The organism is uncultured Slackia sp. (genome assembly GCF_944321625.1).
In the GTDB taxonomy this organism is placed as follows: Bacteria; Actinomycetota; Coriobacteriia; order Coriobacteriales; family Eggerthellaceae; genus Slackia.
Genome location: NZ_CALUMA010000038.1, coordinates 1 through 17,109 on the forward strand (window position 1 = coordinate 1; position 17,109 = coordinate 17,109).

Below are 17,109 nucleotides of genomic sequence, written 5' to 3' on the forward strand. Positions count from 1 at the left end.
CGTCTAGCGCCCGCCAGAATCCCGGTAAGCCCCGCCAGCATAGCGCTCCCGGCACCTCTCTGCTGAAAACCCCGCCAAGACAGAGGGCCCATCAGGATTTAGGCATCATCAAGCTAGACCTCATCAGGCTCGCTCCATCAGGATTTAGGCCTCGTTAGGCTTAGGCCCCGCCAGGACTTTGCCCCCTGCTAGGAGGGCGAGACGTAGACCGAGATACGCTCGGCGCGGACGCCCCCCTTTACCCCCTCCGCCAAGAGGACGAGACCCCCGCTAAACGAATCAAACACGAAAAAAGCCCCGCGTTCGCAAGGCTTTGGTTTCGAATGGCGGGATGTACGAGACTTGAACTCGCGACCTCCGACGTGACAGGCCGGCGCTCTAACCAACTGAGCTAACACCCCATCAGTTTCAAACCGCTGCTCTCTCAAGCAGCCCGCATATAGTACCGAGAAACAATTCCGTACGCAAGAAGAATTTTGCAAATAGTGAAAAATTTTTCTGGATTGGTTTCTTGCCGCTCGCTCAAACGGCTCTCGCTCTCGTTTTCAACGTCTTTTTTACGATTCTGCTCGAGCGGCCGATGCACACGAATCATCCAAATTCGAACGCTAGACTGACAACTTTCCCAGCGAATCACATGAAGAAGGAGGCGCCTCGTGCGCATAATCCGCTATCTCAGGAACTCTAAAGCGGCCGTCGTGCTGATCGTCGCCCTGCTGATCGTTCAGGCGTTCGCCGACCTATCGCTTCCGCGCTACACGTCCGATTTGGTTGACGTGGGCATTCAGCAGGGAGGCATCGAACATGCATCGCCCGACCAGATGCGCGCCGCCACGTTCGACGCCGTGTGCATGCTGGCACCCGACGACGAGGAGGCTCTCATCAGGGATGCGTATGAGCAGTCGGACGACGGCACGTATACGCTTTCGGACCAGACGAGCGATGAGCGCGCGGCGCTCGACGATGCCATGGCGTGGCCCATGGCCATCATCTACTTCGCCGACCAGGCTCCCGGGGGAGGCTCGGCGGCGGGCGAGGGCGCCTCTGCCGCGGCGGAGAACTCCGCCGACGCCTCTGCCATGCAGGGCGCCTTCGACCTCGCGCAGCTTGTGCAGGCGTATCAGGCGGGCACCATCACCAAAGACGACGTGCTTTCCCTGGTCGATTCTGCCAAGGAGCACCTGTCCGGCGTGAGCGATACGCTCGTCGACCAGCAGGCCATCGCCGCCGTCAAGGCAGAGTACGAGGCGCTAGGCCTTGACATGGGCGCCATCCAGATGAACTGCCTGCTGCGCATCGGCGTGCAGATGCTGGGCGTGGCGGCGCTTATGGCAATCGTGTCGGTGGCGGTGGGATTTTTGGCGTCGCGCACGGCGGCCAAGGTTGCGCGCGGCCTTCGCGAGCGCCTGTTCGCCAAGGTCCTCTCGTTTTCCGACGCCGAGGTGCAGCGTTTCTCCGCGGCTTCGCTGATCACGCGCGGAACCAACGACATCCAGCAGATTCAGATGGTGCTCACCATGGTGCTGCGCATGGTGCTCTACGCGCCTATCCTCGCCATCGGCGGCATCATCATGGTGTCTCAAACCAATGCGTCCATGAGCTGGATTATCGTGCTGGCCATCGCGGCCATCTTTCTTATCATCGGCATTCTCATGGCGGTCGCCCTGCCTAAGTTCAAAGTGATGCAGAAGCTCATCGACCAGGTGAATCTGGTGGCGCGCGAGATGCTCAACGGCCTACCCGTCATCCGCGCGTTCGGCCGCCAGGATTTCGAGTCGAAGCGCTTCGACGACGCCTCGACGGCGCTCTATCGCACGCAGCTGTTCACCAACCGCGCCATGACGTTCATGATGCCCGCCATGATGCTGGTGATGAACGGCATCTCGGTGCTCATCGTGTGGGTGGGCGGTTCCTATATCGATTCTGGCACCATCCAGACGGGAGATCTGATCGCGTTCATCACGTACTCGATGGTCATCATCATGTCGTTCCTGATCATCGGCATGATGGCCATCATGCTGCCGCGCGCCGACGTTGCGGCCGAGCGCGTGAACGAGGTGCTGGCGACCGAAAGCTCCATCCACGACCCCGAGCGCCCCGTCGAGATTCCGAGTGCTCAGGGCGAGGGGGATCGCCGCGGCGCCCGCATCGAATTCAAGGACGTGACCTTCGCCTACGACGATGACAGCGAACCCGTGCTGCGCAACATCAGCTTCGTCGCCGAGCCAGGCGACACGTTGGCGATCATCGGCCCCACGGGCTGCGGCAAATCCACCGTGCTCAAGCTCATCGAGCGCTTCTACGACGTGTCGGAGGGCGCCGTTCTCATCGACGGCATCGACGTGCGCGATATGCGCCAGCGCGACCTTCGCTCGCTTCTGGGCTACGTTCCTCAAAAGGCGTTTCTGTTCTCGGGCACCATCGCCGACACCGTGCGGTTCGGCGCGCCCGAGGCAAGCGATGCGGATGTGAATGCCGCCTTGTCGATCGCCCAGGCCGCCGATTTCGTGGCCGAGAAGGAGGAAGGCGTAGGCTCGTTCGTTTCGCAGGGAGGCGACAACGTGTCGGGCGGCCAGCGCCAGCGCCTTTCCGTCGCTCGCGCCGTCGCCACCGATGCGCGCGCCTATCTGTTCGACGATAGTTTCTCGGCGCTTGACTATCAGACCGACGCCCGCCTGCGTGCGGCGCTCGCGCGTGAACTGGGGTCGGCCACCAAGGTAATCGTGGCCCAGCGCATCTCCACCGTGCTCGACGCCACGACCATCGTGGTGCTCGATGACGGCGCTATGGTGGGGTGCGGCACGCATGCGCAGCTCATGCGCACCTGCCCGACGTATCGCGAGATCGCGCAGTCGCAGCTGTCACCCGCCGAAATCCAGCGCACGCTTGCCCAAGAAGAAGAGGCAGCGAAGGGAGGTGATGCCCGATGAGCACGCATGAGACCCAGAATACCTCCGTGCGGCCGCCTCGCCGCGGGCCTATGGGCCACGGCCCCCGTGCGATGATGCCGGGGGAGAAGGCGGCCGACTTCAAGGGCACGATGAAGAAGCTCTTGGCGTTCATGGGGGCGTTCAAGCTCTCCCTCGCCGTGCTGCTCGTGTTCGCGGTGGCATCCACGGTGTTCACCATCGTGGGCCCCAAGGTGCTTTCAACCGCCACCACCGAGCTGTTCGAGGGCATCGCCGCCAAGGTCGCCGGCACGGGCGACATCGACTTCGGCGTCGTGGGCTCCATCCTTGCGACCACGCTTGCGCTCTATGCGGTCTCTGCCATCTGCTCGTTCGTGCAGGGGTGGCAGATGACGCACATCTCGCAGAAGACCTGCTATCTGCTGCGCGAGCGCATCGCGGACAAGATCGACCGACTGCCTATGGGCTATTTCGAGCGCACCAGCACCGGAGACGTGCTCTCGCGCATTACCAACGACGTCGATACGCTGGGGCAGAGCCTCAACCAGGGTGTCACCCAGCTCGTGACCAGCGTGGTGACCATCGTGGGCGTAGTGACCATGATGCTTTCCATTAACGCTCCGATGACGCTCATCGTGCTGCTGATCGTGCCGGTGTCGCTCATTTTAGTGAAGGTGGTCGTGTCTCATTCGCAGAAGCACTTCCGCGCACAGCAGAAAAACCTCGGCGCAATCAACGGCCAGGTGGAAGAGACGTTCTCGGGCCATGCCGTGGTGCATGCGTTCGGGCGCGAGGAGGAAGCGCTCGAGAAATTCCGCGCCACCAACGAGAAGCTGTACGAATCGGCATGGAAGTCGCAGTTCCTTTCGGGCCTTATGATGCCCGCCATGAACCTGGTGGGCAATCTGGGGTACGTCGCCGTGGCGGTGTCGGGCGCAGCGCTCGCCATCCAGGGCGCCATCACCGTAGGCGACATCCAGGCGTTCATCCAATACGTGAAGAACTTCACGCAGCCCATCACGCAGCTCGCGCAGGTGTCCAACGTCCTTCAGCAGATGGCGGCCGCGGCCGAGCGCGTGTTCGAGTTCCTCGACGCCGAAGAGGAGGATGCGGACGAGAACGCCATCGTTGCGGGGGACGCGCCCGCAGCGGCATCGGTCGCCAAGGCGGCGGCCGTTGGGGCATCGCGCGTGCGCTACGCGGCAGGCGGGGACGGCCCCGTGAGCGTCGAGTTCGACCACGTGCGGTTTGGCTACGACCCCGGCAATCCCGTCATCAAAGACTTTTCGGCCAAGGTCGCTCCTGGCCAGACGGTTGCCCTGGTGGGCCCCACCGGTGCGGGCAAGACAACCATGGTGAAGCTGCTCATGCGCTTCTACGACGTGGACGCGGGCGTTATCCGCATTGACGGCCGCGACGTCCGCGATATGGACCGCGACGAGGTCCGCGCGCTGTTTGCCATGGTGCTGCAGGATACGTGGCTGTTCAAGGGCACCATTCGTGAGAACATCCGCTACGGGCGCCTCGATGCCACCGACGAAGAGGTGGAGGCGGCGGCCAAGGCGGCGTTCGCCGACCACTTCATCTCCACGCTGCCCGGCGGCTACGACATGGAGATCAACGAGGACGCGAGCAATATCAGCCAAGGCCAGCGCCAGCTTCTGACCATCGCGCGCGCCGTGCTTGCCGACCGCCGCATGCTCATTCTGGACGAGGCGACCTCAAGCGTGGACACGCGCACCGAGGAGCGCATCCAGATGGCGATGGACAACCTGATGCGCGGACGCACGTCGTTCGTGATCGCGCACCGGCTGTCCACGATTCGCGACGCCGATTTGATTCTGGTGCTCGACCATGGCGACATCGTGGAGCAGGGAACCCACGAGCAGCTGCTCGAACTTGGCGGCGCATACGCCAAGCTGTATAATTCTCAGTTCGCCGGAGAAACCGGCGAATAGCGAGATGAAAGGCGCGGCGGATCGCCCTGTGCGGCCGCCGCGCGTCGAGAGGCTTATGACGGAAAACACCGTGCACAAAATAGCCGCCTTCGATTTCGACGGCACGTCAATACGAGGGAATTCCCCCGTGCTGCTGGTGCGCAAGCTGCTGCGCGACGGCATGCTGGGCAAGCGCGTCACGGCGAAGATCGCGTCGTGGGGCGTCGCATACAAGTTTCGCCTTCCCCAGAACGAGGCATGGGTGCGCGGCCTGGTGTTCACGGCGTTCGCCGGGCGCAAGAAGGCCGATGCCGATGCGTATCTTCGCGATTTCTACGATGAGGTGATCGCTGAGCAGAACCGCTTGCGCCCGCAGGCGGATGCCGCCATGCGCGCCCTTCAGGAGAGGGGCGTCGAGGTGCTTGTGGTATCTGCCACGTTCGAGCCGATCATCGAGCGCGCCCAGGAGCTTCATCCTTTTGACGGTTTCATCGCCACCAAGATGGCGGTAGACGAGCGGGGCCTCTACACCACGCGCGTCGATGGCCCATGCGTGGAGGGGCAGGAAAAGGTCAACTGCATCCGCGCCTATGCCGATGCCCGCTATGGGGCCGGGAACTGGGAACTTGTGGAGGCGTACGGCGACCATCATTCCGACGCCCCGCTGCTTTCCGCCGCCACGCGCGGGTTCGCCGTGTGCCCCGACAACCCGCTCGAGCGCGAGGCGCGCCGCCGCGGGTGGACCGTGCTCGACTGGAGCGAGGATGTGAAGAATTAAGGGCGCTTGGTTACAAGTTCTTCACGCGGTTTGCGCGCATGCCCTCGCTTGTCTAAACTTTAACTGATACCTTTTCATTGACAATTCCCAAGGAGGTGGGCCCTCATGTTCGAAAGCAAAGACAACGAATCCAATTTCGCCGATCAGCATCAGGAGCCAGCCGACGCCCACGAGCCTCGGGCCGATTATCTTTCCGCCGCGCGCGAAGCCAAGCGTGCGGGCGATAAGGTGCTTGCGATGCATCTGTACATGACCGCCTATGAGGAGGCGTGCAAACGCGGTCCTTTGCCCGACATGGAGGCCATCGGCGCCCTGCGCGAGGCGTGGGACGTTGCATGCGACCTGCATGAGCGATCCATGGCGGAGTACATCTTCGACAAGCTCGAGCCGCACCTGACAAGCGACGAGACGGAGCGTTTCGCGCGCCGTCTGCAGGACCTCGCGCTGGACAAGCTCTCTGAGTTCGGCATCTCGCGCGCCGACCTGGAAGACATGGCCGACCTTATTTCGGAAGAAATTGGCGCCCATGCGCACATTTCCGGCGTCACGCCCATCGTCTCGACGCTCTATCCCTCGGCTGCGGACGACGTTGCCGAGGACGCGCAGGATGCGGCTGCTGGCCATCAGTCCGAAAGCTCCGATGAACATCCCGCCGACGAAGGCGCCACTGCTCCCGAGGAGAAGCCCGCTGCGCCTGCGGCCCGCATCGTGGGCGTGGGCAAAATCAGCTCTTCCAAAGATAAGGCGGCATCTGATGCGCGTCCCGCGCCGCGCCGCGGCATGGATTTCAGCGACCTGGTGGGCTTCGACGGCATCATCGAGGACACGCGCGCGCTGGGCATCGGCATCAAGCAGGATGAGGATTACCGCCTGCTCATCGACACGCTTCGTGCGCAGCATGGCCTCGATAAGCTTTCCGCCAACGGCAGCGTGGTGTTCCGCACTTCGTCGCGCGAAGACGCGTCGGTGTTCATGACCGCCGTCGTGGGCGAGCTGGGGCTTCCTGCGATGCGCGTGCAGATGCAGCCCGGCCCTCAGGGCATGCCCGTGCTGTGCGTCACCGTGTCGGCCGACCGTCAGCCCCGCCTGACCGGTCGCATGTCGCTCGACGCTCCGGGCGTGCTGGTTCTGGAGGATATCGACATGTGGGGCGCGCCGCTGATCGAGGCGGCGTCGGCGTCCGACGGCGAGGGCATCATGTTCGCCAACATGGCGCGTGCTGCGCGCGAGGCGGTCACCCTCATCAGCACCGCGGTTGCGAACCCCGACATCTACGTGCTTTCTTCCATGGCGGGCGACGCGCCCGACCAGGGGTATCTTTACGATTTGATGGAACCCATGCACATCGTGGACATCTATATGCCCGACGAGATCGAGCGCCGCAAGATTTGGGACCGCATGGCGCTTGACCATCCGTCCATCAGAAGGCTCGACCTGAGCAGGCTTACGCGCCTGTCGCGCAACCTGTCGCGCACCGACATCGCCACCGCTGCGCGCGAGGCCGTGGAGGACGCGTATCGTCAGAGCCTGAAATCGCGCCACTACGTGCCGGTTACCCAGGAGATGATGTACGAGCATATCTCCAACTTCCAGCCGCTGGATTCCGACGAGTACCATCAGCTGGAAGATGCCGTTGTGAAAGAATTCCGCGCCCAGATCGATCGCTTCGAGGCCGAAGGGGGCCTGCTGGGTGCCGACAACGCGATGGGTTGGTGATACGCGATGGAGTTGACCCGCAGAAGCGATTACGCGTGCCGTATCATTCGCGCTGCCTATGAGAGCAAGGATGCCTACGTTTCGGTGTCCGAGGTGGCCGAGCGTGAGGGTATTCCCTATGCGTTCGCGCGCAGCATCCAGCACGACCTCGTGCGCGCAGGCCTACTCAAGACCGTGCGCGGCGCCAAGGGCGGCCTGACGCTCGCATGCGACCCTTCCACTACCACGGTGCTCGAGGTGCTGGAGGCGCTGCAGGGCCCGCTCATGATGTCGCCATGCGCCGACAACCCCGCGTATTGCGACAAATGCGGCATGTGCGAGTTCCGCAGCGTATGGAAGCAGGCCGACGTGATCCTGCGCGAGTATTTCGATTCCATCACGCTTGACGCCCTGTTCTCCAAGGACAGGGCCTAATGGGAAAGATTCAGGCACATACGCCTCACGTGAGCGCCGCCGATATGGCGGCGTTCGTGTCTGACGTGCGCGAGCAGGGCAGGGAGCTTTATCGCGATCTGCCGTGGCGCAATACGCGCGACCCCTATGAGATATGGATTTCCGAGGTCATGCTTCAACAGACCCAGGTGGCGCGTGTCCTGACGCGCTGGGAGCGTTTTTTGGCGCGGTTTCCCACGGTGGACGCGCTTGCTGCCGCATCGCCCGGAGACGTGGTGGAAGAGTGGCAAGGCATGGGGTACAACCGCCGCGCCCTGGCCCTGAAGCGCGCCGCCGACATCTGCTCGGAGCAGTACGGCGGATGCATGCCCGAAGGGGTGGAGGCGCTTGTGGGGCTGCCCGGCATCGGCGAGGCGACCGCCGCCGGCATCACGGCCTTCTCGCGCGATGTCCCGTGCGTCTACATTGAAACGAACGTGCGTGCCGTGTTCATCCACCGATTTTTCCCCGATGAAGAGCGCGTGACCGACAAGCAGCTGCGTCCGCTCGTGGAGGCGGCGTGTCCGACGGAGGACGTGCGCGGGTGGTATTACGCGCTGCTCGATGTGGGGGCGCACCTCAAACGCACGCAGGTCAATCCCAGCCGCCGTGCGGCGGCCTATACGCGGCAGAGCGCCTTCGAGGGGTCGCGCCGCCAGAAGCGCTCGTGGCTTTTGCGCGAGGTTATGGCAAGCCCCGGCATCGAATCGGAAGAGCTGCTGGCGCGCTTGAACCGCATCGAGCGCGAGGCTGGCCGCGACGGAGTGGACCGGGCGACCTTCGACTCCATTATGGGCGACCTGGAGCGCGAGGGGTTCTTCGTGCGCAGCGCATCGGGGTGGCTTATCGCGTAGCTTGATGCTGGCGGGTTTTTCACGTGCGGTGCGTCGGGTGGCGCGTCGCGCAGCTTTTCGTCTTCCGAATTTTGTGCGCGATTGTATAACTTCGGAATAATTGTTACTTCTCGAAGGACAATTGAGCGGCAGGGGAGTATGCTGGCACGAGACGGCAACGCCGTTGCGCGCAAGCACGCGCGGAGTGTTTTGACCCCCGAGCACGATGCCTCGGGAGAAAGGGGGACGACCCATGGAGCTCAAGGGCACCCAGACCGAGAAGAACCTCATGACCGCTTTCGCCGGCGAATCGCAGGCACATACGAAGTACCTCTATTACGCATCCCAGGCGAAGAAGGACGGCTACGTCCAGATTCAGAACATCTTCGCCGAAACCGCCAAGAACGAGTCCGAGCATGCCAAGCTCTGGTTCAAGGCTCTGCACGGCGGCAAGATTCCCACCACGCTGGACAACCTGGCCGACGCCGCCGCTGGTGAGAACTATGAGTGGACCGACATGTACGCCGAGTTCGCCAAGACCGCCAAGGACGAGGGCTTTGACGAGCTTGCCCGCCTGTTCGAGGGCGTTGCCGCGGTGGAGAAGGAGCACGAGGCCCGCTATCGCAAGCTGATCGAGCGCATCAACGCCGGCGAGGTGTTCAAGCGCGGCGAGGTGCATGCGTGGAAGTGCAACAACTGCGGCCATATCCACATCGGCACCGAGGCTCCCGAGGTCTGCCCGGTTTGCGCGCATCCGAAGGCCCACTTCGAGATTCGCGCCGAAAATTACTAAGGAGAACGGAAATGCCCGGGATTGATTCCCGGGCATTTTTGCGTTTTCAGGGGGGAGAATTCGTGTTACTGAAGAGATGGTTCGTAGCACATCGTGTTACGAACTTTTATGTTCTTCACACAGTCGTGCCTTTTGCCGCGAATATGGCCGGTCTGTGCGGAAAGTGACGGAACGCAAACGTTTTTGTTACTAATTTTGGTGCATAATGCCACCCGTCAGTTTCTTCAGCATACATCTATATAGGAGGTGTACGTATGGACAACAAGGCCACTGCCACAGAGTTTCAAGGCATGCTCGAGTCGCGAGGTGTCTCGCGCCGCAGCTTCATGAAACTGTGCGGCACCATCGCGGTCATGGCAGGCTTGGGTGAAGCCGCCGCGCCCCGCGTGGCCCATGCCCTCGAGGAGTCCGTCATTGGCGCCAGCCAGGGCGACCTGTATCCCGTTATCTGGATTGAGGGCGCTTCCTGCACCGGCTGCACCGAGGCGTTCGCTCAGATCGACGCCCCGGATGCTGCGACGGTCGTGCTCGAGCTCATCTCGCTGAACTACAGCGAGACGCTCTCCGCCGCCGCGGGCCATTCGATGGAGGAGGCAAAGGCCCAGACCATCGAGGCCGGCAACTACATCCTGGTCTACGAGGGCGCCGTGCTCAAGGGCTGGGACGGCAACGCGCTGCGTGTCGCCGACAAGCCGGGCTACGAGCATCTGACCGAGGCTGCGGCAAACGCCACCGCCGTGGTCGCACTCGGCTCCTGCGCCGTTAACGGCGGTTGGATGGCTGCCCATCCCAATCCGTCCAACGCCATGGGCGTCCAGCAGTTCCTGCAGGAGGAGGGCATCAGCACGCCGGTCATCAACATCCCCGGCTGCCCGCCCAACCCCGAGTGGCTGTGCGCGGTGCTCATTGAGTACCTGCTGCTCAACCGCCTGCCTGAGCTCAACGCCGAGAACAAGCCCACCCAGATCTTCGGCCAGACCATCCATGACAACTGCCAGCGTCGCGGCCACTTCGAGAACGGTGAGTTCGTCTACCAGTTCGGCAGCCCCGAGGAGGCCAAGGGCTACTGCCTGTACCCGCTCGGCTGCCGTGGGCCCCAGACCAAGGCGAACTGCGGCATCGTGCGCTACAACCACCGTCGCAGCTGGTGCGTCGAGGCCGGCGCCCCCTGCATCGGTTGCTGCGAGGCCAACCCGATGAACCCGGGCCAGAACTGGGTCGAGGTCAACACTCCGTTCTTCAAGCGCCATCGCGACCTGCGCGTCGGCGACTTCCTGTTCCAGCCTGAGGTCGTCGCCCCGATCGTCACCGGCGTCGTCGCCCTGGCGCTCGTCGCTCACGGCTTCGGCATGAAGGCCGCCGGCCGCGTGCCCAAGGGTGCCGATTTCGAGAAGGTGCGTGCATGGGATGCCAAGCACCCCGATAAGTCCATCGGCGTGTACAAGAAGGAAGACATGGAGGCTGCAAGCAAGAAGGGAGGCGATAAGTAATGACTCGTTCCGTCATCGACCCCATTACCCGTATCGAAGGTCATCTTCGTGCCGAGATGGAAGTCACCGACGGCGTCGTTACCGACGCCTGGATTTCCGGCGGCTGCTTCCGCGGCATGGAGCTCGTCGTCCGTGACCGCACCCCCGAGGATGCCGCGTACATCGTGCAGCGCATCTGCGGCGTGTGCCCTGTTTCGCACATGCATGCTTCCTCCATCGCGGCCGAGAAGGCGTACGGGATCACCATCCCCAACAACGCCCGCATCATCCGCAATCTGATCGAGGGCTCGCAGTTCCTGCATAGCCACATCCTGTGGTTCTACAACCTGGCCGGCCTGGATTATGTGAATCCGCTCAACGCGCTTTCCGCCGATCCCGTCGCCGCCTATGACTTGGCCACCGAGCTGGGCACTCCTTCCGCCGACTTTGTGGGCCTGCAGGACCGTCTGCAGAAGTTCGCCGACGACGGCCAGCTGTCCATCTTCAGCGGCAACTGGTTCGACACCGGCGAGTACAACCTGACCCCCGAGGCCGACCTCATCCTGACCGCGCATTATCTCGAGGCCCTGCAGATGCAGGCCAAGGCCTCCGAGATCGCCGGCCTGCTGGGCGGCAAGATGCCCCACATCATGACCATCGTTCCCGGCGGCACCGCCTTCGTGCCCACCGCCGAGAAGCTCGATGACCTCAAGGGCCTCGTCGACGAGCTGTACAACTGGGTCGCTTCCACGCTGATCCCCGACACGCTCGCCGTCGCCAAGTTCTATCCCGAGGCCGCCACGTTCGGCAAGGGCGTCGGTCGCTACGGCGCATGGGGCGTGTTCGAGCGTCCGTTCGACGCCTCCACGTCCTATACCGATCAGATGAACAACCGCTACCTGCCCGCCGGCGTTCTGGACGAGAACTTCAACCTGTCCGACGTGGACGAGTCCAAGATCACCGAGTACGTCGGCCGTTCTTGGTACGAGGGCGACGCCGACCTGCCTCCGTTCGAGCAGGGCGTGCATCCCCAGTTCACCGAGTACAACGTGGACGACCGTTACACCTGGAACAAGTGCCCGCGCTACGACGGCAAGCCGCTTGAGACCGGTGGCTTCGCGCGTCTGCTGGTCGCGTACAAGCGTGGCGTTCCGTTCATCGTCGAGCAGATCGACGGCCTGCTGGAGGCCCTGGGCGCTCAGCCTGGCGACCTCTCCGCGCTGCAGAACACGCTCGGCCGCACCGGCTCCCGCCAGATCGAGACCCTCTACATCGCTGGCCTCATGAAGGAATGGGTCACCGAGCTGTGCGAGGCCATCCAGAGCGGCGACAGCACCTACTTCACGGGCGCCGAGCAGATCACCGGCGAAGGCACCGGTTTCTGGGAGGCTCCGCGTGGTGCCCTGTACCACTCCGAGAAGGTCAAGGACGGCAAGATCACTGATTACCAGATCATCATCCCGTCCACCTGGAACCTCGCGCCGCATGACCCGGAGGGCAACTACGGCCCCTTGGAGCAGGCTCTGATCGGCGTGCCTGTGGCCGACATCGAGAAGCCCATCAACGCTCTGCGTACGGTCCACAGCTTCGACCCCTGCACCGCTTGCGCTGTGCACATCGTCGAGCCCAAGACCGGCAAGAAGTTCGAAACCGTGACGAGCCCTTGGGGGGTGAAGTAAGATGGCCCATCTCGCACATTACCGCGAAGCGCATCCGGCGCCGTTCCGCGTCACGCACTGGGTGAACCTCATCTCCATGATCCTGCTGATCTTCACCGGCTTCTGCATCCACTTCCCGTTCTTCCCTGAGTTCATGGGAATGGCGCGTGGCGTGCATATCTTCTTCGGCTTCGTGATCATGCTGAACGTCATCGTGCGTATCGTGCTGGCGTTCTTCGTGAAGTCCGCGCCTGCCGCCGGCACGCGCGAGGTAGTCACCGACTACAAGACGTGGCTGCCCCAGAAGGACAACCGCCATCAGCTGGGCGCATGGATCAAGTACTACCTGTTCCTGAAGAAGGACCATCCGCTGTCCGCCAAGCTTGGCGTTCCGCAGAAGCTGTCCTACCTGGCGATTCCCATCCTGATCGCGTTCATGTTCTTCACCGGCTTGATGCTGTGGCCGCCCACGGCCAACACGCCTGCCATCGAAGCCTGCATCAACTTCTTCGGCGGCGCGATGAGCGTGCGCATCATCCACTACTTCCTGATGTACGTGTTCATCTGCTTCACGCTGCTGCATGCGTACCTGGCCAATATCGAAGGCTTCGCGCCCACCAAGCTCATGTTCTTCGGCATCGAGCATGGCGGCCTGACCTACGATATGAAGACCCACAACATCTCCGGCGAGGACAACCTGGGTCACGAAGCCCACTAGACCTCTCGTTGAGATGCTGCAAAGAAGCCCGCTTCGGCGGGCTTCTTTTTTGGTATGCTTACGTGCCGTTGTCCATTCTCGTCATGAAGGCGGTTTTTCATGTTTCGCATCAATCATGCCATTCTGCACGTGTTCGACTTCGTGTCGTGCGTGAACGTGTTTTCTGAGGAAGAGCTTGATCTGGCCAGCAAGAATGCCAAGAAATACTGCGTGAGCCATGCGAAGAAGGCGCTCGGCTCGATTGACGCGAAGCGCGGCACCTTCGCCGACGACAGCATGTTTGCCGGCGAGCTCCGTTCGTATTTCCGTGGCGAGCGTGACTTCATAGGGCTTTCAACTCAGATCGCGCAGTTTTTGGCCACCGAGCTGGGTCATATGGAAAAGCCCGAGTCGTGCGATCTTCTGGTGCTCGATTTCGAGGAGGATGCTCCCAAGCCTCCTGCCGATGCCACTGAGGAGGAGATGGAGGCCGCCTACAAAGCCCAAGGCAAACGCCATTTCGGCATGTTCCTGCTCGAGAGTCGTCAGGCGTATATGCACGAGGTAGGCTCCGGCGAGGCGGGTGACACGCGCGTGGATGTGAAGCGTCACTTTGCGATTCTTCCCAACCCGTCGCAGAAAGTGTCTTCCTATGCGCTTGTGGACGCCGAGACGCTGGCGGTGTCGTTCGCCGATAAGCCGCGCGAGATTTCGGGTGAGGAGCGCTATCTCATTCCCGATGGCCTTCTCCAGTGCTCCAGCGAGGCTTCCAGCAAAGAGGTGCTCGACACGGTAGTGCGCATCGTGGAGGAAGTGGCCGATGAATATGGCGCCAACAGCGCGGCCGCGCTCTCCAAGGCGAAGGCGGCCATGATGAGCGAGGCGGCGGACGATTCCGAATATCTTGCGCCGTGGGATCTGGGCGCCGAGGTGTTCGACGACGAGCCGCTGCAGCGCCGTTTCGAAGAGGCGGTGGCCGCCGAGGTGCCTGAGCGCGTCCCCGTGGAGAAAAAAGCGGTGGAGCGTGTGGCGCGCAACCATAAGATTCGCACCGACACAGGCATCGAGATCACGTTCCCGTCCGAATACTCCACCAATCCCGACTTCATTGAATTCATCAGCGAGCCCAACGGCCTCATCTCCATCGAGCTCAAGAACATAGGCAGCATAGAGAACCGCTAGACGGTAAAAGCGATAAGACGGTGGGATGACTGGGCATCGAGGCCCGCGAAATGTTGAGTGCGGGAGGGTGTTGAGAACCGCCGAGCCTTTAAGGGCGGTGCATTTCCCAAAAACTCGCTATTGGCTAAGAATGGCGGGGTCATTTCCCAAAACGGCGTTATTTGTGGGGCAGATTCCGACGGATCTGCCCATTTTTTATTAAGGGAATAGCTAAAAGTATTAAAACGCCTGATAGCGTTTTATAGATAACGAAAAGACTTTCTTTTGGCGAAATAAAGGCACGCAAATAACGCGTTTTTTCTACTGAGGGGTCAAATTGTTAGCCAATAAGGCGTTTTTTATACGACTCAATACGCTTAACACTGGATGCGGATGCAACTGCGAAAGAGCGATTGAGCGTCGAGGCGCAGAATGTGCGGCAGGAAACCTTCAATGACGCGGGGTCGTTACGCCGATTGCGGTATATCTGCTCCGGTGGTGTGGAACTGCGCCCGAAAGGCTGGATGACAACGTCGTGTCGTAGTAACCTCACGTGTGCGGCGGATCGCGCACGCATTCTGCAAGGCCCGCGTGGCGCCCGAGACATGCGTTTTCTCGGGTGGAGCTTGCGGCCGTTTGGGCATCCGGGACGCCTTCAGCGTGCAGGCTTCCTGTGAAGCACTTAGTTGACGGATGGCGCCGATGCGTGTGTCGATCCTCCGCTCTGTTCCGGGTGGCACTCGGTTCACCCATGCAATCGAGGCGTTCGCCGTGCGGCGAAAAGCGAAGGGGATCTGTCGATGATCGTATCCTGGATGACCACTAATGAATGCAATCTACGCTGCGCGCATTGCTATCAAGATGCGGATGAGCGGCGTGCGCGCGAACTTTCCACGGAAGAAGGCATGGCCCTTATCGACCAGATAGCCGCCGCCGGATTCAAAATCATGATCTTCAGCGGAGGAGAGCCTCTGCTGCGGCCCGATATCTTCGAACTGGTCGAGCATGCCTCTCGGGCAGGGCTTCGACCTGTGTTCGGCACCAACGGCACGCTCCTCACTGACGAGGTTGCCATGCGCTTGAAGGAGGCGGGCGCATGCGCCATGGGCATCAGCGTCGACAGCCTCGACGCCGCCAAGCACGACAGGTTCCGCGGGTTGGAGCGTGCTCATGCGCTCACGATGGCGGGCATCGAAAGCTGCAAGAAGGCGGGGCTTCCGTTCCAGATCCACACCACGGTGGTCGATTGGAACCGTGACGAGATATGCGACATCACCGATTTCGCTCAGCGCATCGGCGCCGTAGCGCATTACGTGTTCTTCCTCATTCCCGTAGGGCGCGGCAAGATAATCAACGATACGGCGCTCGAGGTGCGCCAGAACGAGGAGCTCCTGCGCGCCATCATGCGCAAGCAAGCCGAGGTTTCGATCGACGTGAAGCCTACGTGCGCCCCTCAGTTCACACGCATAGCGAAGCAACTCGGCATTGAGACGCGTTTCTCGCGCGGATGCCTGGCCGGCCTGACGTATTGCGTCGTAGGTGCCGAGGGCCTTGTTCGACCCTGCGCCTATATGGAGGAGACGGCCGGCGATGTGCGCGAGACGCCTTTCGACGAAATTTGGCGTGACAGCCCCGTGCTCCAGCGTTTGCGCACGCGAGCCTATGCTGGCGCCTGCGGTACCTGCGACTACGCGGAAGGATGCGGCGGTTGCAGGGCGCGTGCGGCGTTCTACCACGACGGTGACTACATGGCGCAGGACGATTATTGCGCTCATGGTCTCGGGCTTGCGTTGTAGCCCCGATAATCATTCGATTCAACCGAAGAAAGAAGGCATCAATGACCGAACCGAGCGCATCGACCGGGCGTGTTCAGCGTATCCGCGCCACGCTCGCATCGCCGCTCAGGCATCTCAAGGCATCGCGTTTCGCAAGGCCTGTCGCCGTGCTCACGTTTGCGCTGTGCATGGCGACAGCTCTCGCACTGGCGGGATGCTCCGGCCAGGGCAGCGAAGGAGACAAGGGCGGCGCGAACCAGGAACCTTCGTCGTCGCAGGAGCAAGGAAGTTATACCTTCACCGACGATTTGGGCAATGAGGTCACGGTGAACAATCCCCAGCGTGTCGTAGCCTGCATGGGAAGCTTCGCGGATATCTGGCAGCTGGCAGGGGGAACGCTTGTGGGTGCCAGCCAGGATGCGTTCGCTGACTACGGCATCGACGAGCAAAGCGTGCAGTCCGTGGGTGACTTCAGCAGCCTGAATCTGGAGTCCATTCTTGCCTGCGACCCCGATTTCGTCATCATGACGGGATCGACCTCGGGCAGGGGCGGCGGCGTCGCGCAGACGGATCTGAAGGATGCGCTTGAGGCCTCGGGCGTTCCCGTGGCGTATTTTAACGTGACGACGTTCGGGGACTATCTGCGCATGTTGAGGGTCTGCTGCGATATCACCGGGCGCGACGATTTGTACACGCAGAACGGCGACGGCCTGCTCGTCAAGGTGTCTGACGCCATCGATGAAGGGAAGAAAAACGTTCCCGAAGGCAGCCGTGTGGCTCTTCTGACCACGTATTCGCAGGGAATCAGGGTGCTTCTCTCGTCGAGCACCGCGGGTGCCATGCTCAGCGACCTGGGCGCGACTAATATCGCCGACGAAAATCCGAGCCTTCTGTCCGATTTCAGCCTGGAAGCCCTCCTGCAAACGGACCCCGATTACATTTTCCTCGTCC

At 61.9% G+C, this 17,109-nt stretch carries 13 protein-coding genes and 1 tRNA gene; 13 read left to right on the forward strand and 1 reads right to left on the reverse strand.

Going from position 1 to position 17,109, the window contains the following annotated elements:
• Positions 1-324: 324 nt before the first annotated feature.
• Positions 325-401, reverse strand: a tRNA-Asp gene (locus Q0J60_RS03390).
• 255 nt (positions 402-656) lie between these two features.
• Here Q0J60_RS03390 and Q0J60_RS03395 point away from each other — a divergent pair.
• The 13 genes from Q0J60_RS03395 to Q0J60_RS03455 form a co-directional block, all read left to right on the forward strand.
• Complete coding sequence (locus Q0J60_RS03395; protein WP_294438825.1) at positions 657-2,930, forward strand: ABC transporter ATP-binding protein; 2,274 nt, start codon at positions 657-659, stop codon at positions 2,928-2,930.
• Between the two features lie 50 nt (positions 2,931-2,980).
• The gene (locus Q0J60_RS03400) at positions 2,981-4,867 is read left to right on the forward strand and encodes an ABC transporter ATP-binding protein (RefSeq protein WP_294438827.1); all 1,887 of its coding nucleotides are present in this window, start codon (positions 2,981-2,983) and stop codon (positions 4,865-4,867) included.
• A 55-nt stretch (positions 4,868-4,922) separates the two neighbouring features.
• Positions 4,923-5,624 (forward strand): HAD family phosphatase, encoded by a 702-nt coding sequence (locus Q0J60_RS03405; RefSeq protein WP_294438828.1) that lies wholly within the window; start codon positions 4,923-4,925, stop codon positions 5,622-5,624.
• 105 nt (positions 5,625-5,729) lie between these two features.
• Positions 5,730-7,340: a hypothetical protein gene (locus tag Q0J60_RS03410; protein WP_294438829.1), complete on the forward strand. Its 1,611-nt coding sequence runs from the start codon at positions 5,730-5,732 to the stop codon at positions 7,338-7,340.
• 6 nt (positions 7,341-7,346) lie between these two features.
• Positions 7,347-7,754, forward strand: coding sequence for an Rrf2 family transcriptional regulator (locus tag Q0J60_RS03415; protein WP_294438830.1), 408 nt, complete (start codon positions 7,347-7,349; stop codon positions 7,752-7,754).
• Entirely contained in the window at positions 7,754-8,626 is an 873-nt protein-coding gene (locus Q0J60_RS03420; protein ID WP_294438831.1) for an adenine glycosylase, read from the forward strand. Before Q0J60_RS03415 ends, Q0J60_RS03420 begins: the two co-directional genes overlap by 1 nt.
• 232 nt (positions 8,627-8,858) lie before the next feature.
• Complete coding sequence (gene rbr, locus Q0J60_RS03425) at positions 8,859-9,398, forward strand: rubrerythrin (RefSeq protein WP_294438832.1); 540 nt, start codon at positions 8,859-8,861, stop codon at positions 9,396-9,398.
• 254 nt (positions 9,399-9,652) lie between these two features.
• A complete protein-coding gene (locus Q0J60_RS03430; protein WP_294438833.1) occupies positions 9,653-10,888 on the forward strand; it encodes a hydrogenase small subunit in 1,236 nt (411 codons plus the stop codon).
• Positions 10,888-12,546 carry a nickel-dependent hydrogenase large subunit gene (locus Q0J60_RS03435; protein WP_294438835.1) on the forward strand — a complete coding sequence of 553 codons (1,659 nt, stop codon included), beginning with the start codon at positions 10,888-10,890 and terminating at the stop codon, positions 12,544-12,546. Before Q0J60_RS03430 ends, Q0J60_RS03435 begins: the two co-directional genes overlap by 1 nt.
• 1 nt (position 12,547) lies before the next feature.
• The gene (locus tag Q0J60_RS03440; RefSeq protein ID WP_294438836.1) at positions 12,548-13,243 is read left to right on the forward strand and encodes a cytochrome b/b6 domain-containing protein; all 696 of its coding nucleotides are present in this window, start codon (positions 12,548-12,550) and stop codon (positions 13,241-13,243) included.
• Positions 13,244-13,342: 99 nt separating this feature from the next.
• Entirely contained in the window at positions 13,343-14,404 is a 1,062-nt protein-coding gene (locus tag Q0J60_RS03445; RefSeq protein WP_294438837.1) for a nucleoid-associated protein, read from the forward strand.
• Positions 14,405-15,198: 794 nt separating this feature from the next.
• Complete coding sequence (gene nirJ2 / locus Q0J60_RS03450; protein ID WP_294438838.1) at positions 15,199-16,179, forward strand: putative heme d1 biosynthesis radical SAM protein NirJ2; 981 nt, start codon at positions 15,199-15,201, stop codon at positions 16,177-16,179.
• Between the two features lie 41 nt (positions 16,180-16,220).
• A partial coding sequence (locus Q0J60_RS03455) for an ABC transporter substrate-binding protein (protein ID WP_294438839.1) occupies positions 16,221-17,109 on the forward strand: 889 nt, incomplete at its 3' end.